The following is a 23,880-nucleotide window of genomic DNA, read 5'->3' on the forward strand; positions in this document are numbered from 1 at the left end:
TATCGCGTCACTTTACGATCCCGATAACGGCATTGACCACCGCGGAATGCGTATCCTGGCGCCGCTCTCCCTTGGTAGCGGTCCACCACCGGATCACGAGTTGCACGTCCGGTCCCGCCACGCCCTCGCAAATCACCTGGGGGGCGGGCTGGTCAAGCACCCCCGTCAGGCCTTTCAGCCGTTGCCGAAGCGTGGCGATAAGCGTGCCCAGATCCTCGCCGCCTGGCGCGGTGACGGAAATCTGATCGCGGCGGGGCCCGTCGACCGGATCGATCGTCAACGGCGAGGTATAGATCGTGGCATTGGGCATGGCGACGAGGCGGCCGTCGGCCGTGCGAATGATCGTGGCCCGCGCCTCCACCCGTTCGACCTCGCCTTCCGCCCCGGCCACGGCGATGATGTCGCCCCGCGCAAAGGGCTGGTTGATAACGGTCAGGATGCCGGCGAACAGGTTCTGGAGAATATCGCGGAACGCGAAACCGATGGCGACCGAGCCGATGCCCAGCGTGGACAGGATGCCCGAGGGGGAGACGCTGGGAAACACGATCGCCATCGCGACGAGCACAGCAAGCGTCATCATCGAAATGGTCGCGATCGACGATAGCAGGCCGCCGAGATCGGAACGGTTGCGGCGCGCGGTCAACGAACAGATCCAGCGGCGGATCAACCGGGTAATGCCCCAGCACACCAGCAGGAAGACCAGCCCGCCGACGATGTTGGGCAGGATGCTGAAAAACGAGTTCCAGATGCCGGCAAGCGTGTTTTCGACCAGTCTGTAGGGGCTGACGAGTACGGACCGGGCGGGCATGGTTCCCTCTTTCGCGGTTGCTGGATGACGGAACTGGAAACAATGCGTCCGCCAAGGGGGATTTCCGCTTTCCTGTCACAGGTTAGGATCGGCGCGCATTTGGCAAGAGGCCGCGGTCGGCCGGAACCTGAGCATTGCTGGGGCATTGTTTGGCGACGGCAACGGAAGGCCAGAACATGCCTGCAAGACCATACTGGCAGGGCCAGATCAGGCTGGCGCTCGTTTCGATCCCGGTCGACATCTATCCCGCGACCGAAAGCGGCGCGCAGATCGCGTTTCACCAGATTCACGAGCCTACGGGCAAGCGCATCCGCTATGAAAAGGTCGTGCCCGGTCTTGGCCCGGTCGACGCCGACGACATCGTGAAGGGGTACGAGATCGACAAGGGCGATTACGTCCTGCTGGAGCCCGAGGAAATCGAGGGCGTGAAACTCGAGAGCAAGAAGACGCTGGACCTGATTCAGTTCGTGCGCGCGGATGAGGTCGACGCTCTGTATTTCGAGCGGCCCTATTACGTCGTGCCGGCGGATGAATTGGCCGGGGAGGCATTCGTGGTGATGCGCGAGGCGCTGCGGCGCACGCGGCGCGTGGGCATCGGGCAGCTCGCCATGCGCGGGCGGGAATACCTGGTGGCATTGAAGCCCTGCGGACGCGGCATGATGCTTGAAACGCTGCGCTATGCCGACGAAGTGAGCCGGGCGCAGGGCTATTTCCGCGATGTCCCTGACGGCAAGCCCGATCCCGAACTGCTCGACCTTGCCGAAACCCTGATCGACCGGAAGACCGCTCCCTTCGATGCGGACCGCTTTCACGACCGCTACGAAGACGCGCTGCTGCGCCTGATCGAAAAGAAGAAGGCCCAGGGCGGACGGATCATCGAGGAGGCCAGCGAAGACAAGCCCGCGCGCCGTGGCGGCAACGTGCTCGACTTGATGGCCGCGCTCAAGAAATCGGTAGGGAAAGCAGGCAAGGACGATGCGCCGCCGAAACCGGCGCGGAAACGGACGCGGAAGGACCGCCCCACCCCGCGCCCGCGCAAACGGGCCTGACCCGATGCCGAAGCCCGATCCGCTCGAAGCTTACAACAGCCGGCGCGACTTTTCGCGGACGCGGGAACCCGAGGGGAAAGCTGCCCGAAGGGCAAGCGGCAAGACGTCCGGCCATCGCTTCGTTGTGCAGAAGCATGCGGCATCGCGGCTGCATTTCGATTTCCGGCTGGAGATGGACGGCGTGCTGAAAAGCTGGGCCGTCACGCGCGGCCCCAGCGCCGATCCCGCGGACAAGCGGCTGGCGGTGCGGACGGAGGATCACCCCCTCTCGTACGCCGGCTTCGAAGGCGTCATTCCCCAGGGCGAATACGGCGGCGGCACCGTGATGCTGTGGGACGAAGGCACATGGGAGCCGGTTGAAGGCAAATCGGCCGCCAAGGGATTGAAGGAAGGCCACCTCCATTTTGTCCTTCACGGCGCGCGGATGAGGGGCGAATGGATCCTCATCCGGCTGAAGCCGCGCGGCAAGGACAAGCGCGAGAACTGGCTGTTGCGCAAGGTCGAGGATGCCTATGCCGGCGGCGCAGAAGATCTGACCGGGCAGGAACTCACCAGCATCCACAGCGGCCGCACCATGGCCGCGATCGCCGATGGCGCGACTCCGGTCTCGCTGAAGGGGAAAAAAGGCGCGGCCTTCGACGTGGCGATGCGGAAAGCGGAGCGCATCGCCAGACCGGCTCCGCGCGAACGGGCAAAAAGCGTCCGGAAAAAAGGCAGTGCCGGCAAACTGCCCGCTTTCCGCGCCCTGCAGCTCGCCACCGCCGTCGATGCGGTGCCCAAGGGCGCGGGCTGGATGCACGAGATCAAGTACGATGGGTATCGCTGCCTGATCGCGGTGGCGGGACCGGACGTCAAAATCCATTCGCGCAGCGGATTGGACTGGACGCACCGGTTCGGCGGCATCGCCAGCGAGCTGGCTGGATTGAACCTGCCGCCCGCGCTGATCGATGGCGAGATCGTCGCGCTCGACAGCGACGGAAATCCCGACTTCTCGCTGCTCCAACAACGGCTGGACGCGGATGATCGCGGCGCGCTCGACCTGTTCGCCTTCGACTTGCTCGAAGCGGATGGCGAGGATCTGACCGACATCCCCAACATCGCGCGCAAGGACCGGCTTGCGGCGTTGTTGCACGATGCCATCGATGCCGGGCACGTCCATGTCGCCGATCACCTGACCGGGGCGGGGGCCACGCTGTTCGGCACCATCTGCAACATGGAGCAGGAAGGTATCCTCTCCAAGCGCGCCGACGCGCCCTATCGGGCCGGGCGGACGCACAACTGGCTCAAGGTCAAATGCGTGAACCGGCAGGAATTCGTCGTGATCGGCTGGACGCGCAGCACGGCGGCGGGGCGCGGGGTCCGCAACCTGCTGCTGGCACAGCACGATGCGGAGGACCGCCTGGTATATGCCGGCAAGGTCGGAACCGGCTTCAATGCGGGGAATACCGACAGCCTGATGGACGCGCTGGCGCGGTTACAAGCGAAGCGGCCGGCGGCCGAGGTGCCGCGTGCTGAAGCGCGGGACGCGGAATGGGTTACGCCTTCGCTCGTCGCCGAAGTGGCCTTCGCTGAACGCACCGCCGGCGGCCGGGTGCGGCACGCGCGCTTTCTCGGTCTGCGACAGGACAAGCCCGCCCGCGAGGTGAGGCCGGAGACGAACATGCCAAGCACGGAGACCGGGCAACCGCAATTCGAGATCAGCCACCGCGACAGGGTGATCTTTCCCGAAGCCAACGTGACCAAGGGCGCGCTGGCGGATTACTACGCCACGATGGGCGCGGCGATGCTGCGCTGGCTCGCGCGGCGGCCGGTCAGCCTGGTACGCTGCCCACAGGGCACATCGGGCCACTGCTTCTTCCAGAAGCACGACAAGGGCGGCTTCAGTTCCGCCGTGCAGCATGTCCCCATCCGCGAGAAAGACGGCGGCGAGTCCGACTATCTCTATGTCGAGGACCTGGAAGGCATCGAAGCCTGCGTGCAGATGGGAACGATCGAATTCCACGGCTGGGGCTCCACCATCGACGATCTCGAACGCCCCGACCGCATGGTGTTCGATCTCGATCCGGATGAAGGCCTCGATTTCGCCGACGTGCGCCGCGCCGCAATCGACCTGCGGGAAAATCTTGCCGACATCGGGCTGACCAGCTTCGCCATGCTGTCCGGCGGCAAGGGCGTGCATGTGGTCGTGCCCCTGCGACCGGTGGCGGAATGGCCGGAGGTAAAGGACTTCGCCAGCCGCTTCGCCCATGCCCTGAGCGAGAATGCTCCCGACCGCTATACCGCGACCATGAGCAAGGCGAAGCGGAAAGGGCGCATCTTCATCGACTGGCTGCGCAACCAGCGCGGATCGACCTCGGTCCTGCCTTATGTGGTCCGTGCCCGCCCCGGCGCACCGGTGGCCACGCCGGTCAGCTGGCGGGAACTGGAAGAGGCGCCATCGGCGCAGATGTTCACCATCGCCGACGAACAGGAACTGGCGAAACGCGCCACGGGGAAGAAGCTGCGCGATTGGGGCAAGGCCAGACAGGATCTGCCCAAAGTCTGAACCGTCAACGGCGAAGCAGGCGCAGGACGGATCGCTCCAGCGTGCTGAGCGCCGGTTTGATCTGCGGCTCCCGTCGCGTTGAAACGTCTTGGTGCCTTGCGCCGCGCAACGGCGTGAGGCTCTGGTCCATCCAGGCATCGATTACCGCCGGGTGAATATAGCATTTCCGGCAAACAGCCGGCGTGTTCCCAAGCGCCGACGCCACCGCCGTCACGGCATCGCGGACGGCACGAGTGGCCGCCGCCGTGCTTTCGCACGGTTCGGCCAGCGCCAGGATGCGGGCGGCCATCATCGTTCCCGCCCATGTGCGAAAATCCTTCGCGGTAGCATCGATGCCGGCAATTTCGCGCAGGTAAACATTGACGTCCTCCGACGACACCGCGCGGATGTGTCCTTCTCCATCCTCGTATTCGAACAGGTGCTGTCCCGGCAGTTCCTGGCACTGCCGCACGATGCGCGCGACGCGTCGGTCGTGAAGGCGCAGGTTCCATTGCCTGCCGCTCTTGCCCCGGAAGCGGAACCGCAGTTCCCCGCCTTCGACCCGCACATGGCGCCTGCCCAGCGTAGTCAGTCCGAAGCTGCGGTTGGTGCGCGCATATTCGGCATTGCCGACCCGGATCAGGGTTTTTTCAAGCAGGTAGACCACGGTGGCCAGAACCTTCTCGCGCGGGAGGCCGGCCAGGCGCATATGCGCGTCGACAGCACCACGAATTCTGGGAAGCCGCCGCGCGAAGTCCAGCATGTGCGCGTACTTCGCCTCATCGCGCCACGCCCGGAAATCCTGGTGATAGATGTACTGCTTGCGACCGCGGGCGTCCCGTCCCGTTGCCTGGATATGACCATTGCTCCGAGGACATATCCAAACTTCGGTCCACGCCGGCGGTATGGCGAGCGCCCGGACCCGCCGGAGCGTTGAACCTTCCGGGATGGCTTGGCCTTTCGGGTCGCGATAGCTCCAACCCTTGCCCCGGCGACGGCGCGTGATGCCGGCTGCGGTATCGGCACTGTAGACCAGGCCCGCTTCGTCGATGCTCCCGGCCACCACCGGTTCCCTGCTATCCATGCGGGAAAAGCGAAGAACGCACCATCCGGTTCCGCCGATGCCACGGAAAAGGAACACACAAACATGCGTTAGCAATGGCTGGCCGGATGGATCGCAGGGCGTTCCGCCCTGTTGATGGCTTGCACAAGCGGCACATTCCCCGGGTGCAGATCCTGGGAACGATACCCGTCTTTAGTTTGGAGATCGCCGATGACGGACGAACCGAAAGACGCCAGAAAGCATCAGGACCAGCATACTGACCAAGATGAGCAAAGCCACCCGATCGTCGTTCACAACCACGCCGGGGAAGCCGAGGTAACAGGGGCAGGGCGTGCCCGCGTGCGGCCCAGAAATGCTCCGCTGGTAGCGGAGGATACGCCTGACACGGTCGATCGCATGAACGAAATGCTTCGCTCCGGGCGCCTTGACTACACGGCTTACGAGGGCGAGCCCGCGCATGACGACGAGGAAGACCGGTTCGGCCTCCGCGACGATTGATGCCTTCAATCTTGCTGGGTTATCTGCCGTTCTGCCGATCGCGCGCGGGTCACTTCTCTGCGGCGATCGGCATCGGGATCGAAGGACGGATCACCGCCTTCTTGGCCTAGCCAGCCCGCGAAGAGCTTTCGTCCTTTACGCATCGATCAGATCGCCAATCCCCCGCAGCAATGCCGACATTCGTATCGGCTTCTGGAAGTTCCCTATCCCGCCGAACCGGTCGGGAATTGCCGCCGGGGAATATCCGGTTGTGAACAGATAGGGGATGGAGTGTTCGTCGAGATATTCGGCGACGGCATACGTCATGCCGCCCTCCAGCCCAATGTCGACCAAGGCGCAGGCAATGTCCTGTTCCGATCCGGCAAGGTTCAGGGCATCCTCGAGCACACCGACTGGGCCGATCACGTCCGCCCCCGCTTCAAGCAGACAGATCCGTAGCTCCTCCGCGATCAAGCATTCATCTTCAACGACAAGGATTTTCGGTCGATTCAATAAGGTCGTGGACATGCATTTATTCCACATCGCCGTGGAATGGGAATCCGGCGGATGCACAAGGCGATGACATGCAACGGGGATTGGGGGAGGGCGACACCACGCGAAAGCTCCCGGCAACGGGTATCGGCTTTGTCCGCTATTCCGTCAATTGACGAAGTACTGATCTATGTTGGTCCGCCGGAACCGCGGCATCGTTTGACTGAGGCACTCTCCCGATCGGCGCGCAGTAGAAGTGAAGCCGGGTGACCGGAGTGCTGACGAGAAAACGCCCTTGGGGCGCTGGAGCAACCGGCAGAGCCATGTTCGCAAGCGGCTTGCCGTTCGGTCGCCGCTTGCATACCAATCTCTCGCGGTTCGCCGTCAGCGCATATGACCGGCGCTTTTGCAGCCGCCCTCAGGCGTGCGTGACAGGCTTTCGCAGGAGGGATGATCAAGCGTTGCGCTATCTGGATTGGGTCTATCACGTTTCGGGCAGGGGCGGACTGTCGTTGTATGACAGTTCCGTCAGCGCGCCCGATGCGTTGCTGGCCGAGGCCGCGCGCAAGACGTTCGGCAGCTCCGGGCAGGCATCCCTCCCGCCGGTGTTCGGCGGCGGCAGCATGGCGATGCGGAGTCATCTGGCAGATGCCTATGGCATCAGCAATGATCGCGTAGTGGCCACCTCTGGCGTTTCGTCGGGGCTCGCGCTTGTATTCGCCGCGCTGGCGCGCCGGGATGACCATGTGCTGATCGAGCGGCCGGGCTATCAGCCGTTCGAGGATATGGCCCGGGCCGCCGGATTGCACGCCGAGTGCTTCGGGCGCAGCGGCCCGCAAATGCGACCCGATCTGGCCGATCTGCGCAAGCGCCTGCGCCCGGAAACGCGGATGATCGTGCTGTCTCACCTGCATAATCCCACCGGGCTGCCATTGCTGGATAGCGATCTGGCGGCGCTGGCCGAGTTGTGCGAGGCGGCCGGAATCTGGCTGGTGCTGGACGAGATCTATGGCGCGTTTGCCGATGATCGAGGCCTCGCCGCGCTGCGATCGCCCGCGGTCATCAGCCTGTCGGGTCTGTCGAAGATTTTCGGCCTGGGGGCGCTGCGCTGCGGTTGGATCGTGGCTTCCGCTCCCGTGGCGCAAAGGCTGCGCCATGCCAGCGTGCATCACGATACCGGGCTTTCGGCGGTGTCCCACGCGATCGGCCTTGCGGTGTTGCGGGACTGGCGCCGGTTTCGGGCGCGCACGCAGGATATCCTTGATGCCAACCGTCCGATCATGGAGGACTGGCTGACCCGGATGGCGGGGGAAGGCCTGGTATCAGGCGGTCTTTCGCCCTGGGGATGCCTTGCCTTTCCCGGCCTTGAGGGCATGGCGCGCACCGATGGGTTTGCCGCCTGGCTGCTGGCGACGCGCGGCGTGATCGTGGCGCCTGGGCACTATTGGGGAGCGCCCGCCCACATTCGCCTGGGTTTCGGCATGGCGCAGGACAACCTCGTGCGGGGGCTGGCGGAACTGGAGCAGTCCTTGCGCGACTATGCCACCATGGACGAACCGCAGCGGCGCGAGGTTGATGCCTTCAGCCTGTGACCTTGCGCGTGGGCAACAATACCATCAGCGCGAGCCCCGAACCCAGCGCCACAACCGCGATCATGATCCCGGGCACTTCCGTCAGGCCGGTCGCCTGTTGCAGGTGGTGCGCCAGATAGGGCGTTAGCCCGCCGAACAGGGCGGTGGCGCTGGTAGCGCCGAGGGCGAGGCCGCTCAGCCGCGCACGCGCCGAAAATTGCTCTGCGGTAGCGACGGTGCCCACTGCGCTGACCCCGCCCGCCAGCGCCGCCAGCGTCGCGATCGCTCCCAGCGCGGCCGTGGCCGACCCGCTGGCGATAAGCCGGAACAGTGCCATGGGCAGCAGGGCACAGCCCGCGCACAGGCACAGCAGCACCCAGCGGCGACCGGCGACGTCCGACAGCCAGCCCACCAGCGGGGTCACCGCAATCACCACCAGCGCGGCCAGGGTGGAATATTCCAGCGCCAACCCTTCGTTGTGCCAGCCGACCGAGGCCATGTAGGACGGGACATAGGTGATGCCGACATAATAGGAGATCGAGCCCAGCGCGGAAATCGCGAAGCCGGTGGCGATCCCGTTGCGTTCGTGGCGCAGGGCATAGGCCAGCGGCGAAGCCTGGCCTGCCGTGGGCTGGTGAAAGGCCGGCGTTTCCGCAATCATCCCCCGCGCCAGCCAGATCGCGCCGGCCAGCACCGCGCCGAACAGGAACGGCACCCGCCAGCCCCAGCCATCGAGGCTGGCCGCGTCCAGCGTGCTTGTCAGCACGGCGCACAGGCCCACCGCCAGCAAGCCGCCGATCTCGCTGGCCGCCGCGGCCAGCGAGGTTATCAGTCCGCGCCGATGGGCGGGCGCGGTTTCGTAAAGGTAGGTCACGACCGAGGTATATTCGCCCCCCACGCTGAACCCCATCAGGCAGCGCATCACGATCAGGCCCCAGCCCGTCCATGCGCCCGCCTGCCGATAGGTGGGCAGCAGGGCGATGCACAGCATGGCCAGTGTCATGGCCGCCATTGAGAGCAGCAGCGCGGGCTTGCGGCCCTTGCGATCACCCAGCACCCCCAGCAGCACCGCGCCGAAGGGGCGCATCAGATAGGCGATGGCAAAGCCCGCCAGCGTATTGCCCAGAGCATCCTTGCCCGGCCCGAAGAACACCCGCGACAGGGTGGGCGCGAAATAGAGGCACAGCGTGAAATCATACCATTCCACCACGGTGGAGCCGCCCACCGCCAGCATGGCCAGCTTGCGACGGGGCGTCATGCCAGAGCCGTGCCCCCGTCCCTGGTCCCGTCTTTAGCAAGGCGCAGCCCCATGAATTGCCAGCGCTGGTGGGGGTAGAAGAAGTTGCGATAGGTGGCGCGGGCGTGGCCGCGCGGCGTGGCACAACTGCTGCCGCGCAGCACGAACTGGCTGCTCATGAACTTGCCGTTGTATTCGCCGATCGCGCCGTCGGCGATGCGAAAGCCGGGGTAGGGCCGATAGGCGCTGCCGGTCCATTCCCACACGTCGCCAAAGAAGGACGCACCACCCGCGCGGGGGCGGATGTCGCCGCCTGCGTCCAACTGGTTGCCTCCGGACGGATCGTGGACCGCCGCGGCGCTTTCCCATTCCGCTTCGGTGGGCAACCGGGCGCCGGCCCAGGTGGCGAAGGCATCGGCCTCGTACAGGCTGATGTGGCAGACGGGCGCATACGGGTCGACGGCGTGCCGTCCGCTCAGGCCAAAGCTGGAAAAGGCGCCATCGTTCTCGCGCCAATAGAGCGGCGCGGTGATCGCCTGGGCCTGCACCCATGCCCAGCCATCGGCCAGCCACAGGCGCGGATCGCGATAGCCGCCATCGCGGATGAATTCGATCCATTCGCCATTGGTGACGCGCCGGTCCGCCAGCGTGTGTGGCGCCAGCATGGTCTGGTGGCGGGGACCCTCGCAATCAAACGCGAAGCCCTGGGCATCATGGCCGATCTCCACGATGCCGCCGGCGTTTTGGATCCAGCCGATGGGCGCGGGTGCTGTGCCGGGTGTTTCTGCGTGTGGCCAGATCGCCCATTCCAGCGGGTTCTGGGCGAACGCGTGGAGAATGTCGGTCAGCAGCAGTTCCTGATGCTGTTGCTCGTGGTGGCAGCCCAGTTCGACCAGCGCCAGCACATCGGGCGGCAGATCGCCGATTGCAGCCAGCAACGCCTCGTCAACCGCATGGCGATAGGCCTGTATCTCCGGCAACGAAGGGCGCGAGAGCATGCCGCGTGCCGCGCGCATCATGCGCTGGCCTTCGGCTTCGTAGTAGCTGTTGAACAGAAAGGGCCACTCGGCGCGATAGGGGGGATAGCCCGCCACATGATCGCGCAGGACGAAGGTTTCAAAGAACCAGGTGGTATGCGCCAGATGCCATTTGGCGGGCGATGCATCGGGCATGGACTGAATGGTGGCATCGGCATCCGAGAGCGGCGCGGCCAGTTGTTCGGTCAGGGCACGCACCGCGCGGTAGTGTCGCGCCAGCGCGACCGGATCCTGCGAAACATTCATGCGAACACCACGTCCTGCCCACCGTCCGATTGCCTGGTCAGCATCGCATGGAGCCTTGCGGTGCGTGACGGCAGGGACCTTTGTCTGCCTGCGCTCAGGCTCGTTAGCACGATTTTGCGGCATTGCGTGGGCACGGCGGCCTAACGCCCATCCAGCAGATAGGTGCAGAACGTGCCCGCGTGACCCGGCGATAAGGGCGCGGGATCGCTTTCCTGCCACACCTGCCGGACGGCCCAGCCAGCGCGGCTGGCCAGGGCGCTGAGGAAATCGGGCTGATACTTGTAGCTGTTCTCGGTGTGGATCGTCTCGTGCGGGGCAAACTGCACGCGCGCGTCCGCGATTCTCACCTCTTGCCCGGCAAGGCTGACGAGATGCATTTCGATGCGGCTCTCGCCCGCATTCCACACGGCGCGATGCTCGAACCGGTCAAGGTCGAAATCGGCGCCGCATTCGCGGTTGAGGCGGGTCAGCAGATTCAGGTTGAAAGCGGCTGTAACACCGCTCCTGTCATCATAGGCGGGGCCCAGCACGGCCGGATCGTTGGTGGAATCCGCGCCCAGCATCAGGCAGGCGCCGGCGCCCAGCAAGCGGCGGACGTTGGCAAGGAAGGTTTCCGCTTCGTCCGGCGTGAAATTGCCGATGGTCGATCCGGGAAAGAAGCCGACCAGCGGCCTTGCCCCGAACCTTTCGGGCAGCGTGATATCGGCGGTGAAGTCCGCCCGGATGGGCGCTACCTCCAGCGCGGGGTAGCTGGCGCGGATGCGGGCGGCGGCATGTGCAAGCGCGGCCTCGCTGATGTCGATGGGGAGATAGGCGGACAGTTGAGGGCTTGCGTCCAGGATGCGGCGCGTCTTCACGCTGGCGCCACTGCCGAATTCAACAAGCGCCGCGCCCGGCGGAATGGCGCGGGACAGGGTGGTCGCGATCTTGCGCAACTGGGCTTCCTCGGTGCGCGTGACGTAATATTCGTCCAGCAGGCAGATTTCCTCGAACAGATCGGATCCGTGCGCGTCGTAAAAGTGCTTGCTGGGCAATGTCTTGGGAGTGCGCGACAGCCCGGTCAACGCATCGCGGCAGAGCAAATCGGGACCGGGCAGCTCGTCTTCCGCCGTGCTGGCCATGCACTGGATCAGGTCTGTCACGCGGTTCTCCTTGATCGTTCACGGGGCATCGGCGGCTGACGCCATTATCGATAAAGTGGCATCAAGACGGGTCTTTGAACATCGGTCTCAGGTATGGGGCGCACGCTCTCGCGCTACTCCTAAACCCATGGTCGCATGTTTCGGGATTTTTACCATCCGGTGAGACGACATGCCGCATGGCGGCGTTGCGAAGGGTTTACGGCTACTTCGTCCGCACGCCCCTGGCAACGTCAACCCGGCAGCGCATAGGCAATCACGCTGTCGCCTGCGGGCGTCTCCATGAAATGGTGCCCGCCGGCAAAGATGACGAGGTATTCCCGGCCCCCCTGCTGGTAGATGATCGGTGTCGCCTGGCCGCCTGCTGGCAGACTGGCCGACCACACTGTCTTCCCCGTCCGCAGATCGATCGCCCTTATCAGGTCGTCGGTGGCGGCGGCGATGAATACCAGGCCGCTGGCGGTCGTCACCGCGCCGCCGTTGTTCGGCGTGCCGATCGTGAGCGGCAGCATCGTCGGCACGCCGAACGGACCGTTGCGGCGCGCCGTGCCAAGGGGACGGTCCCACAGCGTCCTGCCGGTGGCGATGTCGATGGCGCGAATGCCGCCATATGGGGGGCGTTTGCACATCAGCCCGGTGAACGGCATGCGCCACCCCGCGTTCACCTCGATCGCGTAGGGCGCGCCCCATTGCGGATCGACCGAATGAGACTTGGTGGAAATGTCCTTTGCCGCGAAACGCGGCATGATGTCGCGCCGATCCGCTTCCGACCGGGTTATCAGCCGTACATAGTTGGGCATGTCGTTGTAGTTGGCGACGATCACCCCGCGCAGCGGATCAATCGACACGCCGCCCCAATCGCTGCCACCGTTGTAACCGGGATATTCCACACTGCTCCGATCGACGCTGGGCGGCGTGAAGTAACCGCGGTAGTCCGCTTCGCGGAACTGGATGCGGCAGATCATCTGGTCGATCGGCGACATGCCCCACATGTCGGATTCGTGAAGCGGCGCCTTGCGCAGCGTGTTCCACAGCGAAACGATCTGCTGTGCCGCGCGCTGGGCAGGTTCCGCGCCGCCTTGCGGGGCGGCGATCGTGCCGATCGGCGTCAAAGGCCGGCCGGTGGCGCGATCCAGGATGTATAAGTCCCCCTGTTTCGACGGGACGAGCACCGCCGCTATGCCCTTGTAGTCGATCAGGGATGGCTGACTGCCGAAGTCATAGTCCCACACGTCCTTCTTGACGGCCTGGAAGCTCCAGCGCGGCTTGCCCGTGGCGACGTCGAGCGCCACGAGCGAGCTCGAATAGGCATTCTCGAGCGGGGTGCGGCCACTTGACCAGTAGTCGTTCGCCGCATTGCCGAGCGGGACATAGACGAGGCCAAGCCGTTCGTCGCCCGCAGCGCTGGTCCACATGTTCGGTGTTCCCCGCGCCCAGGTCTGGCCGGCCGGCGGATAGCCGCTCCAATCGGGGTGAGCCATGTCCCAGGCCCACACGAGCTTGCCCGTCCGCGCATCGAACCCCTGAACCACGCCGGAGGGCGCCCGGCTGTATTGCCCGTCGAGGATCTGATGCCCCACAACGATCACCCCGCGCACGACGGTTGGTGCCGAGTTGATGGAGGCGAGGCCCGGATAGACCGGCCCCATGCCGATCTTGGTATCCTGTTCCCCCGTGCCGTTGAACTCGCGGCATGGCTCGCCCGATAGGGCGTCCAGGGCGATCAGGCGTGAATCCAGGGTGCCCTCGATCACGCGGATGGCGCAAGGCGCGGCTCTGTCTGCGCCGGGAACCGCATAGACCACAACTCCGCGGCAAGCGGTGGTATAGGGAATCCATGCGTCGGGCACTTTGGGATCGTGACGCCAAGCTACGCGCCCGGTGGCCGCATCGAGCGCGACCACCACATTCTTGGCGGTGCAGGTATAGAGCAGGTTGCCCACTTTTATCGGCGTGTTTTCGGTGCCGTAGAGCTTCTGGAATTTCGCGGATTGCGGCGTGCCGCCGGTATGCGTCTCCCAGACTTTGTGCAGGCTTCCGACATTGCCGCGATCGATCTGCGTGAGGGGAGAATAGCGCCAGTTCGCGTAAGTTCCGCCATAGGTAGGCCAGTCGCGCCCAGTCGCCAGGCCAGAGGGATCACCCAGCGCCTGCGAGCTCTGCGGAGGCAACGCGAGCACAGGCGACGACAAGCCCGAACCGGGCAAGGCAAAGCAGGCGATAACGGCGAGCAGCCCCGCCGCGATGCCGCCGCCCGACCACTTCCAGCGGTGCGGGCTGTCCACCAGCGTGGGCATGACCAGCAGCATGGCGACCAGCAGCACGAAGGGCGCGATCAGCCAGGGGATCATCGCCCAGGCGTTTCCTTGCGCTTCCGAGAGGCCCCACACCATGCTCAGCAGGAACAGAGCGGCATACAGCCAAACCGCAAGCGGGCGCCGGCGAAATAGCAACCAGGCCGTGCCGAGCAGCCCAAGGCCGGCCAGCAAATAGTAGATCGATCCGCCGAGCTCGACGAGGTAGGCGCCCCCGCCCGTCATAATGACGCCCGCCAAGGCAATTACAACGCCCAGTACAAGGGCTGGCCAAGCGCCTCTCATGCCGTTTTCCTCGTTTGGCCGAGGGGACGACCCGGCCTTCAGCTTTAGACAGCCAACGGCATTGCGTTCTTGTCGTTCCCCTAATGCATCGTGGGTTAGCGTCACGCGGAGGAGATCGGGCTCGGCGTGACCCCTTAAATAGTCCGAAACGGAGCAACTTGTGCGAACACGCCACCGCTTCTGATGATGGGACGGGACTGGCGCGCGTGTTGGCCTGGCAAGGTTCTGTTTTCCTGCGTACTTTTGCCATCCGCCTGGGGCCATGGCGGCAATTGCGTATGACCCCAGGCTTCAGGCGACCCGACAAGGCCCCCGTTGAGGGTTGGTCCAGAAGCAGATACGTAATGACACCGTGATCGTTGCGTATGCGCTTAGTCGGTTATCCAGACATCCGCGTTATAAGCGTCCTGTAAACGTGATCGGTGTAAAAGGTTGTAACACCTGCTTCCCGGGAACGACGTGTTGCCCGATGGGGTGGGGTATGCGCGATGACGGTAAAGGACTTGCATGATGCATATCGCCATCGTTGATGATGATGAAACAGTGCAGGCTTTCGTTGCGGAAACCTTGCGTGGGGAAGGGCACTCGTGTTCGTGCTATCGCAGTGGTCTGGATCTGCTCGCTGCCGCGCAGCGCGAAACTTTTGATCTGCTGATAGTAGACTGGAACATGCCGGGGATGAGCGGCATCCATCTTATGGAACTGGCCAAGTCGCGGATCGCGGCGTGCCCGCCGGTCATCATGCTGACCAACCGCTCGGACAAGGATGATATCGCGCTGGCGCTCAATACCGGGGCGGACGATTTCATCATCAAGCCGGAAAGCCCTGTGGTGATCCTGGCCCGTGTGAACGCCCTGTTGCGGCGCAGCGCCGTCGGGGGAACGGCGGTGCAGGGCCCGTTGCAGTTCGGCGCCTATCTGTTCGATGCGCAACGTAATGTCGTGAAGTTCGGTGGAGAGGACATTGCGTTGACAGCGAAGGAATTTGCGCTGGCCATGCTCTTTTTCGCGAACCAGAACAGGCCGCTTTCGCGCGCCTATATCATGGAAGCGGTCTGGAAGAGCGTGGCCGAGCTTTCCACGCGCACGCTCGACATGCACGTTTCGCGCATTCGCACGAAGCTTTCGTTACGGCTGGAAAACGGCTTTTCGCTGCGAACGGTGTTCGGCTACGGCTACAGACTGGAGACCGACCATGCGCAAGACTAACCGGATCGCTCGCCCGTTTGCGGCCCTCGCCCTTGTCCTGCCCGCAATGACGGGTCAGCAAGGCCATGCCGCATCCGCGCCGGTTGTGGCGGTGGCGCAGGATCAGATCGAATATACCGTGCGCGCAGGCGACAATCTCTATCAGATCGCGTCGCGCTACCTTGTCCGGCAGGCCGATTATCGCGAGGTCCAGCGTATCAACCGCGTGGCCGATCCCTTGCGCCTGCCCGTGGGATCGCGGCTGCGCGTGCCGTTGCGCCTGCTGAGAACAGAGCCGTTGCAGGCCCGCATCCTGGCGGCGCGCGGCACCGTGACGCTGGAAAGTGGCGGCGCGCCGATCCGGCCGACCGCCGGTCTCGCCGTGATGCCGGGTGCCGTGCTGGAGACGGGAGTCGATGGTTTCATCGGGCTCGCCCTGTCCAACGGCTCGCAAGTGTCGTTGCCTACCCGCACGCGTGTGCGGCTTGTCGCGATGCGGCGTATCCTGCTCACGGGAAGCGTCGATTTCGATGTCGCGGTGGAACGCGGCAAGATCGAGACGCAAGCTACCCCACTGCAAGCGGACGGCAGCCGTTTTCGCCTGCGCACGCCGCGCGCGGTTTCCGCCATTCGCGGCACCGTCCTGCGTGTCGCTTATGACGATGCCGGCGCTTCGGCCACGGAAGTGGTCGAGGGCAAGGTTGCGGTGCAGGGCGATCCCTCGGCTGCCGAAACCATGCTGGCGCAAGGGTTCGGCGCGCAGGTCTCTCCCGGTGGCGCGGTGAAGGTGGAAGCGCTGTTGCCGGCGCCCGAACTGGTGGACGCGGGCAAGGTGCTGGTCGATCCCGTGGTAGCCTTGCAGGCGCGCCAGGAGGCGGGAGCAAAGGGGTATCACGTCCAGGTTGCGGCCGATTCCAGCTTTGCCGATCTGGTCACCGAGGCCAGCGCCGACGGCGACACGGTGACGTTGCCGGCTTTGGCCGACGGGCGTTGGTTCGTGCGCCTTACCGCTCTGTCGGCCACCGGGATCGAGGGCTTGCCGCAGGTCTATTCCCTGCGCCGCTCGCTGACCGGGCTGAGTGCCAGCGCTGCGCAGGATGGCGACCGGATCACGATCAAGTGGCTGGGGCAGGGGGCAAGCGACGCGCGCCGGCTCTATCGCTTCCAGCTGGTGCGTGGTGACGCCAAGGCGGCGCCGATGATCGACGAGCCTGGATTGCAGGACGCGCAGGTGGGCGTGGCGGGTCTGGCCGATGGAGTCTATTTCTGGCGCGTCGGCGTGCAGCAATATGCCGATGGCGAAGTCACTGAAAATTGGACGCCTTTCCAGAAGTTCACGGTCACGGGCGCGGGCCGATAGGCGCCGCGCGCGATGCTCTATCGCCGGCTGCTGATCGAATGGCTGGTCGTGGTGATCGCGGCCAGCCTGCTGGTAACGGCATCGGTACGCGGACGCTGGACCGCGCCGGTCGATAATATCCTGCTGGATTCGATGACGCTGATCCGTCCCGCCAATGCGGATGATCGGATCATGCTGGTCGAAATCGACGAAGGCAGCCTGGCGCGGATCGGCAACTGGCCTTGGCCCCGCTCCGTCCACGCGAGCGCGCTCGAAATGGCGGCGAAGGCACGGCCCGCTGCGATCGGTTACGACGTCCTGTTCATCGAGCCGACGGCCGAGGACGGGCGTTTAGCGGAAGGGTTGCGCGCGGCGGCGCCGGTCTATCTTCCCATGCTGCCGGGCTTGCCGGATGCCGATGGCCGCGCGGCGACCACGGCGGATCAAAAGCCACCCCCGCCGATCAGCGCGGCGGCGGCTGGGCTGGGGTCGGTGGACGTCAACTTCGATGACGACGGCGTTGTGCGCCGCTTCGAACCCCGGCTCAACGGGGCGGTCCCGCATCTGACGGAATTGCTTGTCCGGCGCATAGATCCGCAAGCCTACCAGGCCCATCCGCCGGCGATCACGCAGATCATCCCGTTCCAGCGGCCCGGCGCGTTCCGGCGCGTGTCGTTCGATGATCTGCAGGCGGGAAGAGTGCCGGATGCCTTGATCCGCGGAAAGGTCCTGCTGTTCGGCGGGATCGCATCCGGCTTCGGCGATCGTTTCCTCGTGCCGTTTTCAGCCGGTACGCTGATGTCGGGCGTGGAACTGCAGGCCAACATGCTCAATGCCCTGCTGCATGGCGATTTCTACCACGATGTGGGCACGCCATGGGTGCTGGCGTTCAGCCTGCTTCCGGTGTTGTTGCTGTTGCTTGCCTTCCTGCATTTCGGGCCGATGACGAACCTGCGCCTGTCGCTGGCGGGGCTGGTCGTGGTGTCGGCCGCGTCGGTGGCCTTGCTGCTGACGATCGGCTGGTGGATTCCGCCGGGCTCGGCCCTGCTGGGGCTGGTGGTGGTCTATTCGCTGTGGGGCTGGCGGCGGCTGGCGGCGGTGAGCGAGTTCCTGACCGCCGAAGTGGTCCAGCTCCAGAAGGAGCCCGACCTTGTCCCCGCAGCGGTGCCCGCGTCCGGGCGTGGCGACCTCGTCAACGTGGAGACCAACCGCCTGCATGACGTGATCGCGCAGCTGCGTGCCTTGCGCGCCTTCATCGCGGAGATTCTGGCCCGCTTGCCCGATGCGGTCTGCGTGGTCGACGACGATGGCGCGGTGGTGATGGGGAACATCGCGGCCGACCGCCTGTTCGGGCGCGCGGTGCGTGACCAGCCCTTGCTGCCTCTGCTGGCCGGGATCGGGCTGGGCGGGGCCGCGCGCGAAGGCGAGGTGACGTTGCCCGATGGGCGGACGCTGGTGTTATCGCGCGCGGCGATCGACGGGATCGGCACGATCATCCGCTTTGCCGATATTACCGAGCTGAAAGCGGCATCCCGCGCACGGGAAGAGGCGCTTCAGTTCCTTAGCCACGACATGCGCGCGCCGTTCTCCGCCGTAATCGCGCTGCTGCAGGATCGGACATCGGGCGATAGCGGAGCGGTAACCGCCGATACCGCCTTGCGCATACGCCAGCATGCCGGGCGCGGGTTGAAGCTGGCGGACGATTTCGTGCAACTCGCCCGCCTTGAGAACGCGCGCGTGGTGGCGGAACCGGTCGATCTCGCGGGCGCTCTGGCGGAAGCGACAGACCTGGTCTGGCAGCGCGCGCGCCAGCGCAACGTGGCGATCCGCGAGCGTATCGACGATGACGATCTGTGGGTGATGGGGGACCCGGCCCTGGTCCAGCGCGCACTGCTCAACCTGCTGGGGAATGCAGTGAAGTTCGCGCCGGAAGGTGGAACCGTCGAATGTCGCATCGTGCGCGAGGGCGCGCTGGCCGCCTGCTCGATCACGGGACAGGGGCCGCCGATGCCGCCGGAGCGCGCGCGCGATCCGTTTATCCCCTTCGCGCCCGGCACCGATGCGGCGGGCGAGGCCAGCCGGGGGCTGGGGCTGGCGTTCGTGAGAATGGCGGCGGAACGGCAGAACGGGAGCGTAGGCTATCGCGAGATGCCGGATGGCATGAAGGAGTTCACCATCCGCCTGCCTCTCGTCACTGACGATTGAGTGGGCTTCAGTCGCGCGTCCACGACAGCTCCGATCCTTCGGGCACGGGATGGACCAGCATGTCCGCAGCGCGGGCAGCGAGCGAGGCCAGCACGGGCTTGCCTGTGCCGTGGCAGTGATCTTCTTCGGCCCAGCCGCGCCCGAGCAGCGTGCCCGTGGCGTGGTCCACGACCGTCAGGACAAGGCGATACCGTGTGTCGTGGCAGGATTGCAGGAAGCGCTGCTTCTTGGCTCCAGAAAGCGGCGGGGCCGCGTTGTCGACCAGCACGGCCACGTTCGACGGGCGCTGGGTATAGGCAGCGGTCAACTCGTTCCGGCTGTCATCGGCGATGCCGATGCCGGTGGTGCGCAGCGCGTTGACGATGACCGTCCGGTCGCCGTTGTCTTCGGGCATGGCGGTTGGCTTCACGGTATAGGGCGTGGCCGGCGTCTCCGGCGCGGCCATTCCACCGAAGCGGGTTCGCACCGGACCGGCGCAGCCGGAGGCAAGGCAGGCCAAAACGACCAGCGTGGTCAGGCGGCGCGACACAGGCAGGTGATGAAAGGTTTTGGCGCGCGGCGCTTCGGGCATGTTGGCGGTCTCGTCTCGGGATGTCGGGCGGAGCTATGGTATCCATCGCCAATATCGATCGCCCGCGCAATCGGGAAGATTGCGGACTCGACGGGATAGGTCGGTGGGCGCGCGCAGCCGTGGCGCCCACGCGGCGCCTTGCAAATTTACATCATTTTACACCGAAATGCCCGAAATTCTGGCACTTATCATCGCATGTGCGTGGTTCTTCATGCGCTTTCCGCAAGCCGCTCGCGGCCCGCCGCGTGATGCCGGGCCAGGGTGTGAACTGCGGGAGCCGTGACGGGAACCACGGGGTCAGGATGGGTTGCGACATGAAGGCTTTCGAAATCGGAGGAATTGCCCTCGAACCTGCCAGGATGGGTATCCCGCTGCTGGCCTGTGAAGGGGACATCATCGTTTCGCCCCCGCTGCCCGAACGCACGGCGCGCGCGCATCTGGCTTTGGCACGCGAGCTCTATTCGGCGCGTCGGCGGCGCGAGCGCTTCTTTCCCGCCGACTTGTTCGGCGAGGCGGCGTGGGACATCCTGCTGGATCTCTATATCGCCCGCCACGAAAAGCGCGAAGTCGCCACCACCAGCGCCTGCATCGGTGCCTATGTTCCGCCGACCACGGCCCTGCGTTGGCTGCGCCATCTGATGGAGCATGACTACGTGCATCGTGAAGACGACGGCAAGGATCGGCGCAGGACGTTCGTGCGGCTTTCCGCCAAGGGCAACGCGGCGATGGACGCTTTCCTGGCGAACATGCTGAAGACGATCGCCCGCAACCTTGGCGCGGTGCTGATGGCCGAAATGGAAGGCGACTGCCAGTAAGGGGGAGCTCTATCCTGCATCCCTGACCTGGTTGCCCAAAAGGGCGATACTGCCAGATTGGCACGTTCTTAACGATTGATGGGCCAAGCATCCACTGTCCGACCGGAAAGTGGATCCCTGATGTTCGATATCCTGTTTTGCATTCGCGATCAGCATGATTTCAGCCTCGTGCTGCTCGCTGCTGGCGTGTGCCTCCTGTCGACCGTAACGGCCGTCCTCCTGCTGCGCCAATCGCGCGTGGCAAAGGGACGCGGCGCCCGCAACTGGGCGGTGATCGGCGGAGCGGTAACCGGGTTCGGTATCTGGTCCACGCACTTCATCGCGATGCTCGGCTACGATCCCGGCGTGGTGATGGGGTACAAGGCGGGGCTGACGGTCGGTTCGCTCGGCATTGTCGTCGTCAGCATGGCGGTCGCGTTCCTGTTCGCGATGAGAGCAAGCACGCGAACCGGCCGCTTTGGCGCAAGCGTGCTGGCGGGCGCAGGTTTCGCGACGATGCACTATGTCGGCATGGCGGCAGTAGAGATGCCGGCCGTCATCCAATGGCGGTTGCCTTATGTCGCACTTTCGCTCGTGCTCGCGATTGTGCCGTTTTTCGCCGGGCTGGACAGGGCGGTGCGGCATGGTGGACGGGGGCAGGGTTTTGCCGCGGCGCTGATGATGACCGTCGCGGTGGTTGGCCTGCACTTTTCCGGGATGGCCGCGATCCGGCTGATTCCCGCCCGTCTGCATACCGAAGCGATGCTGCTTTCCCCCAGCATGATGGCGGTCCTGGTCGGCAGCGTTTCGGTGCTGCTGCTGGCGCTGTGCATCGGGAGCTGGGCAATCACGCGTCGGGCTACGGCCGCGATCGAGGTTAGCGAACGGCAGTTCAGCATCCTGGTCAAGGGCATCTCCGACTGCGCGCTTTACATGCTCGATCTCGACGGGCGGGTGGCCAGCTGGAATGCCGGAGCGCAGCGCCTGAAGGGGTATCAGGCCAGCGAGGTTCTTGGCCTTCCGCTTGGGCGTTTCTATTCCCCGGAAGACCGCGCGGCCGGTGCGCCGCAACGGGCGCTGGCGCAGGCGCTGGCCGAAGGCAAGTTTACCGGCGAGGGCTGGCGCATGCGCCGCGATGGTTCGCGCTTCTGGGCGCATGTCACCATCGAGCGGATCGTCGATGCCGCGGGCGAACACATCGGCTTCGCCAAGATCACGCGCGACATGACGCGCTTCAAGGAAGACCAGGACCGGATCAAGGAGGCGCACCATCGTCTCGATGCCGCGCTGGAGCACATGCACCAGGGCCTTTGCCTGTTCGATGCCAGCCAGCGGCTGATGCTGCGCAATCGCCGGTTCGCCGAACTCTGGCAGTTGCCCGAAGACAGCTGCCAGCCGGGCTGGACGCTGGAGGACGTGGCGCGGGCTGCGCTGGAGGCGCGAACGGGTGGCCGGGTTCCTGACGAACGGCTGGAAAACATGAAGCTTCTGCTCCAGCGCTCGTTCGCATCGCCGGAACTGCCGCCCGTGATTTCCGAATTCGGCGAGGATTTCGTGGTCTCGATTTCCAGCAGGCCCATGCCGAACGGCGGATGGGTGACGACCTTTGAGGACATTACCGAGCGCAGCCGTTCGGAGGCCCGAATCGCGCATATGGCCATGCACGATGATCTCACCGGGCTTCCCAATCGCGCCAGCTTCAACCACTGGCTGGATCGGGAACTGGAACTGGCGGAACGGCGCGACGAGCAGGTCGCTCTGGCGATCATCGACCTCGATCGCTTCAAGGAAATCAACGATACGCAAGGCCATGTTGCCGGTGACATGCTGCTGCAGCGGATCGCGGATGCGATGTCGGCCGTGCTGGGTGACGGGGAGACGGTGGCGCGGATCGGGGGTGATGAATTCGCGGCCGCCAAGCACTTTTCCTCGCCCGCCGAACTGTCGGATTTCGTGGCCCGGCTGAGCCGTTGCTTCGACATTCCCTTCGGCGCGCAGGACGGCATTGCCGTGGGCGCCAGTCTCGGCATCGCGATATACCCCACCGATGCGACGGGCCGCGAGGCGCTGCTCAACAATGCCGATCTCGCGATGTATCGGGCCAAGGGCAACCTGGGCGAGCGCATCTGCTATTACGAACAGGGCATGGACGAAAGCGCCCGTCATCGTCGCCAACTGGCAAACGATCTGCGGCACGCCGTGGCGCGGGGAGAGCTTGCTGTCCTGTATCAGCCGCAACACTCGCTCAAGAACGGGGAAATCAGCGGCTATGAAGCGCTGTTGCGCTGGCACCATCCCCGCTTCGGCATTGTGTCACCCGTGGAGTTCATCCCGATCGCCGAGGAAAACGGCGAGATCATGAAGCTGGGCGAATGGGTCTTGCGCATGGCTTGTGCGGAAGCGGTCTTCTGGCCGCAGAAGCACAAGATCGCCGTAAATCTCTCGCCCGTGCAGTTGTTGCAGGCCGATCTGCCGGAAATCGTCACGCGCGTACTGGTGGAAACAGGCCTTTCGCCTCAGCGCCTCGAACTGGAGATCACCGAGACGGCACTGATTGCCGACAAGGTGCGGTCGCTGCACACGCTGCGCCGCATCAAGGCGCTGGGCGTCAGCGTTGCCATGGACGATTTCGGCACGGGCTATTCCTCGCTGGACACGCTGCATTCGTTCCCGTTCGACAAGATCAAGATCGACAAGTCGTTCCTGCTTGAATCCGAACACAACGAACAGGCCCGCGCGATCATCCGAGCCGTGCTGGCACTGGGCAAGAGCCTGCAGATCCCGGTGCTGGCGGAAGGCGTGGAAACGATCGGCCAGCTCGAACTGCTCGTCTCCGCAGGTTGCGAGGAAGCCCAGGGGTATTACTTCGGCAAGCCGGCCGCGGCTCCCAGCGTGCCCCTGCAAGGTACAAATGCGGGATAGCGCCTGGGGGCACGAGGAGCGCGATGGCCGGGACGGCGCGGGAACGGACAGGTCGGACTTGCGCGGCACGCCACTTCCGCCTAAGCCCCCCTCCATCGTTCCATGTTGGCTTCCAACTTGAAACGAAGGTGGAAAGGTTTCAGCTCGACCTGATATTTTTCCAGTAAAATCAGCGCCTTTGCGGGTGTAGCTCAATGGTAGAGCAGAAGCTTCCCAAGCTTACGACGAGGGTTCGATTCCCTTCACCCGCTCCAAACTTCAGTTCATCTACATCCACCTGTGCCTTTGAAACCCGCGTAAAACCGGAGCAATTTTGCGCCTGCTGACTACCGGCGATCGTGGCAATCCGGCCGCAGCCAGGGAAATTGGGGCCTCTCGCGCGTCAGGCAATGTGGGAGCCCCCAATGTGGGGGCCTTTTTCCCCAGGTCTATCCTGGTGATGGCAAGCTCTGGCGACAGAAGTATCGCGTCGATGGCCGAGAGAAGAAGCTTAGGCGGCGTGGACAAATTGCCTAGAGGCGAGCTTTCCAAGTGTCTTCGGGATATTTGATGATTTGTCGCCGCCATATCCAAACGGCGAACGAAAACATGATTGCTCCGGTAGCTATACCAGCACCC

General features: G+C 64.8%; 17 protein-coding genes and 1 tRNA gene. 10 read left to right on the forward strand and 8 right to left on the reverse strand.

The window, feature by feature from the left end; genetic code table 11:
• Positions 1-7: 7 nt before the first annotated feature.
• A complete protein-coding gene (locus tag EH199_RS15990; RefSeq protein WP_124810262.1) occupies positions 8-808 on the reverse strand; it encodes a mechanosensitive ion channel family protein in 801 nt (266 codons plus the stop codon).
• A 176-nt stretch (positions 809-984) separates the two neighbouring features.
• Between EH199_RS15990 and EH199_RS15995 the strand changes: the two genes are divergently transcribed.
• Both EH199_RS15995 and ligD read left to right on the forward strand, forming a co-directional pair.
• A complete protein-coding gene (locus tag EH199_RS15995) occupies positions 985-1,857 on the forward strand; it encodes a Ku protein (protein WP_124810263.1) in 873 nt (290 codons plus the stop codon).
• 4 nt (positions 1,858-1,861) lie between these two features.
• Positions 1,862-4,402: a DNA ligase D gene (gene ligD / locus EH199_RS16000; protein ID WP_124810264.1), complete on the forward strand. Its 2,541-nt coding sequence runs from the start codon at positions 1,862-1,864 to the stop codon at positions 4,400-4,402.
• A gap of 4 nt (positions 4,403-4,406) precedes the next feature.
• On the opposite strand, the gene EH199_RS16005 is transcribed toward ligD, so the two are convergent.
• Positions 4,407-5,444, reverse strand: a complete 1,038-nt coding sequence (locus EH199_RS16005) for a DNA topoisomerase IB (protein WP_223806715.1) — start codon at positions 5,442-5,444, stop codon at positions 4,407-4,409.
• Positions 5,445-5,654: 210 nt separating this feature from the next.
• Between EH199_RS16005 and EH199_RS16010 the strand changes: the two genes are divergently transcribed.
• The gene (locus EH199_RS16010; RefSeq protein ID WP_124810265.1) at positions 5,655-5,942 is read left to right on the forward strand and encodes a hypothetical protein; all 288 of its coding nucleotides are present in this window, start codon (positions 5,655-5,657) and stop codon (positions 5,940-5,942) included.
• A gap of 135 nt (positions 5,943-6,077) precedes the next feature.
• Here the strand turns inward: EH199_RS16010 and EH199_RS16015 are convergent, their stop codons facing one another.
• Positions 6,078-6,449, reverse strand: a complete 372-nt coding sequence (locus tag EH199_RS16015; RefSeq protein WP_124810266.1) for a response regulator — start codon at positions 6,447-6,449, stop codon at positions 6,078-6,080.
• 425 nt (positions 6,450-6,874) lie between these two features.
• Here EH199_RS16015 and EH199_RS16020 point away from each other — a divergent pair, with 425 nt between their 5' ends.
• Positions 6,875-8,005, forward strand: a complete 1,131-nt coding sequence (locus EH199_RS16020; protein ID WP_190287297.1) for a pyridoxal phosphate-dependent aminotransferase — start codon at positions 6,875-6,877, stop codon at positions 8,003-8,005.
• Here the strand turns inward: EH199_RS16020 and EH199_RS16025 are convergent.
• The 4 genes from EH199_RS16025 to EH199_RS16040 all read right to left on the reverse strand — a co-directional run bounded on the left by EH199_RS16025 (position 7,995) and on the right by EH199_RS16040 (position 14,243).
• Entirely contained in the window at positions 7,995-9,242 is a 1,248-nt protein-coding gene (locus tag EH199_RS16025) for an MFS transporter (protein WP_223806716.1), read from the reverse strand. The genes EH199_RS16020 and EH199_RS16025 overlap by 11 nt on opposite strands.
• Entirely contained in the window at positions 9,239-10,504 is a 1,266-nt protein-coding gene (egtB, locus tag EH199_RS16030; protein ID WP_124810268.1) for an ergothioneine biosynthesis protein EgtB, read from the reverse strand. Before egtB ends, EH199_RS16025 begins: the two co-directional genes overlap by 4 nt.
• A 140-nt stretch (positions 10,505-10,644) precedes the next feature.
• Entirely contained in the window at positions 10,645-11,646 is a 1,002-nt protein-coding gene (gene egtD / locus EH199_RS16035) for an L-histidine N(alpha)-methyltransferase (protein ID WP_223806717.1), read from the reverse strand.
• A gap of 230 nt (positions 11,647-11,876) precedes the next feature.
• Positions 11,877-14,243 (reverse strand): membrane-bound PQQ-dependent dehydrogenase, glucose/quinate/shikimate family, encoded by a 2,367-nt coding sequence (locus tag EH199_RS16040; protein ID WP_124810269.1) that lies wholly within the window; start codon positions 14,241-14,243, stop codon positions 11,877-11,879.
• Positions 14,244-14,750: 507 nt separating this feature from the next.
• Here EH199_RS16040 and EH199_RS16045 point away from each other — a divergent pair.
• The 3 genes from EH199_RS16045 to EH199_RS16055 are packed head-to-tail and all read left to right on the forward strand — an operon-like array spanning position 14,751 to position 18,975.
• Positions 14,751-15,452 (forward strand): response regulator transcription factor, encoded by a 702-nt coding sequence (locus tag EH199_RS16045; RefSeq protein WP_223806718.1) that lies wholly within the window; start codon positions 14,751-14,753, stop codon positions 15,450-15,452.
• Entirely contained in the window at positions 15,439-16,791 is a 1,353-nt protein-coding gene (locus tag EH199_RS16050) for a FecR domain-containing protein (protein ID WP_124810270.1), read from the forward strand. Before EH199_RS16045 ends, EH199_RS16050 begins: the two co-directional genes overlap by 14 nt.
• 12 nt (positions 16,792-16,803) lie before the next feature.
• Positions 16,804-18,975 carry a CHASE2 domain-containing protein gene (locus EH199_RS16055; protein WP_124810271.1) on the forward strand — a complete coding sequence of 724 codons (2,172 nt, stop codon included), beginning with the start codon at positions 16,804-16,806 and terminating at the stop codon, positions 18,973-18,975.
• A 7-nt stretch (positions 18,976-18,982) separates the two neighbouring features.
• On the opposite strand, the gene EH199_RS16060 is transcribed toward EH199_RS16055, so the two are convergent.
• On the reverse strand, positions 18,983-19,546 hold the full coding sequence (locus EH199_RS16060) for a hypothetical protein (RefSeq protein WP_124810272.1): 564 nt from the start codon (positions 19,544-19,546) through the stop codon (positions 18,983-18,985).
• Positions 19,547-19,860: 314 nt separating this feature from the next.
• Between EH199_RS16060 and EH199_RS16065 the strand changes: the two genes are divergently transcribed.
• From EH199_RS16065 to EH199_RS16075, 3 genes are all read left to right on the forward strand, one after another.
• Positions 19,861-20,361, forward strand: coding sequence for a MarR family transcriptional regulator (locus EH199_RS16065; protein ID WP_223806719.1), 501 nt, complete (start codon positions 19,861-19,863; stop codon positions 20,359-20,361).
• A gap of 120 nt (positions 20,362-20,481) precedes the next feature.
• Positions 20,482-23,262 (forward strand): EAL domain-containing protein, encoded by a 2,781-nt coding sequence (locus tag EH199_RS16070; RefSeq protein ID WP_124810273.1) that lies wholly within the window; start codon positions 20,482-20,484, stop codon positions 23,260-23,262.
• A gap of 180 nt (positions 23,263-23,442) precedes the next feature.
• Positions 23,443-23,516 (forward strand) — tRNA-Gly (locus EH199_RS16075).
• The last annotated feature ends 364 nt before the right edge of the window (positions 23,517-23,880 follow it).

It is taken from the genome of Novosphingobium sp. LASN5T (assembly GCF_003856955.1).
Classification (GTDB): domain Bacteria; phylum Pseudomonadota; class Alphaproteobacteria; order Sphingomonadales; family Sphingomonadaceae; genus Novosphingobium.

Bases quoted from the DNA above. Each gene is read 5' to 3' on its own strand.
- EH199_RS15990 (WP_124810262.1), bottom strand. From the start codon at position 808: ATGCCCGCCCGGTCCGTACTCGTCAGCCCCTACAGACTGGTCGAAAAC.
- EH199_RS15995 (WP_124810263.1), top strand. From the start codon at position 985: ATGCCTGCAAGACCATACTGGCAGGGCCAGATCAGGCTGGCGCTCGTT.
- ligD (WP_124810264.1), top strand. From the start codon at position 1,862: ATGCCGAAGCCCGATCCGCTCGAAGCTTACAACAGCCGGCGCGACTTT.
- EH199_RS16010 (WP_124810265.1), top strand. From the start codon at position 5,655: ATGACGGACGAACCGAAAGACGCCAGAAAGCATCAGGACCAGCATACT.
- EH199_RS16015 (WP_124810266.1), bottom strand. From the start codon at position 6,449: ATGTCCACGACCTTATTGAATCGACCGAAAATCCTTGTCGTTGAAGAT.
- EH199_RS16025 (WP_223806716.1), bottom strand. From the start codon at position 9,242: ATGACGCCCCGTCGCAAGCTGGCCATGCTGGCGGTGGGCGGCTCCACC.
- egtB (WP_124810268.1), bottom strand. From the start codon at position 10,504: ATGAATGTTTCGCAGGATCCGGTCGCGCTGGCGCGACACTACCGCGCG.
- EH199_RS16040 (WP_124810269.1), bottom strand. From the start codon at position 14,243: ATGAGAGGCGCTTGGCCAGCCCTTGTACTGGGCGTTGTAATTGCCTTG.
- EH199_RS16045 (WP_223806718.1), top strand. From the start codon at position 14,751: ATGATGCATATCGCCATCGTTGATGATGATGAAACAGTGCAGGCTTTC.
- EH199_RS16050 (WP_124810270.1), top strand. From the start codon at position 15,439: ATGCGCAAGACTAACCGGATCGCTCGCCCGTTTGCGGCCCTCGCCCTT.
- EH199_RS16055 (WP_124810271.1), top strand. From the start codon at position 16,804: ATGCTCTATCGCCGGCTGCTGATCGAATGGCTGGTCGTGGTGATCGCG.
- EH199_RS16060 (WP_124810272.1), bottom strand. From the start codon at position 19,546: ATGCCCGAAGCGCCGCGCGCCAAAACCTTTCATCACCTGCCTGTGTCG.
- EH199_RS16065 (WP_223806719.1), top strand. From the start codon at position 19,861: ATGAAGGCTTTCGAAATCGGAGGAATTGCCCTCGAACCTGCCAGGATG.
- EH199_RS16070 (WP_124810273.1), top strand. From the start codon at position 20,482: ATGTTCGATATCCTGTTTTGCATTCGCGATCAGCATGATTTCAGCCTC.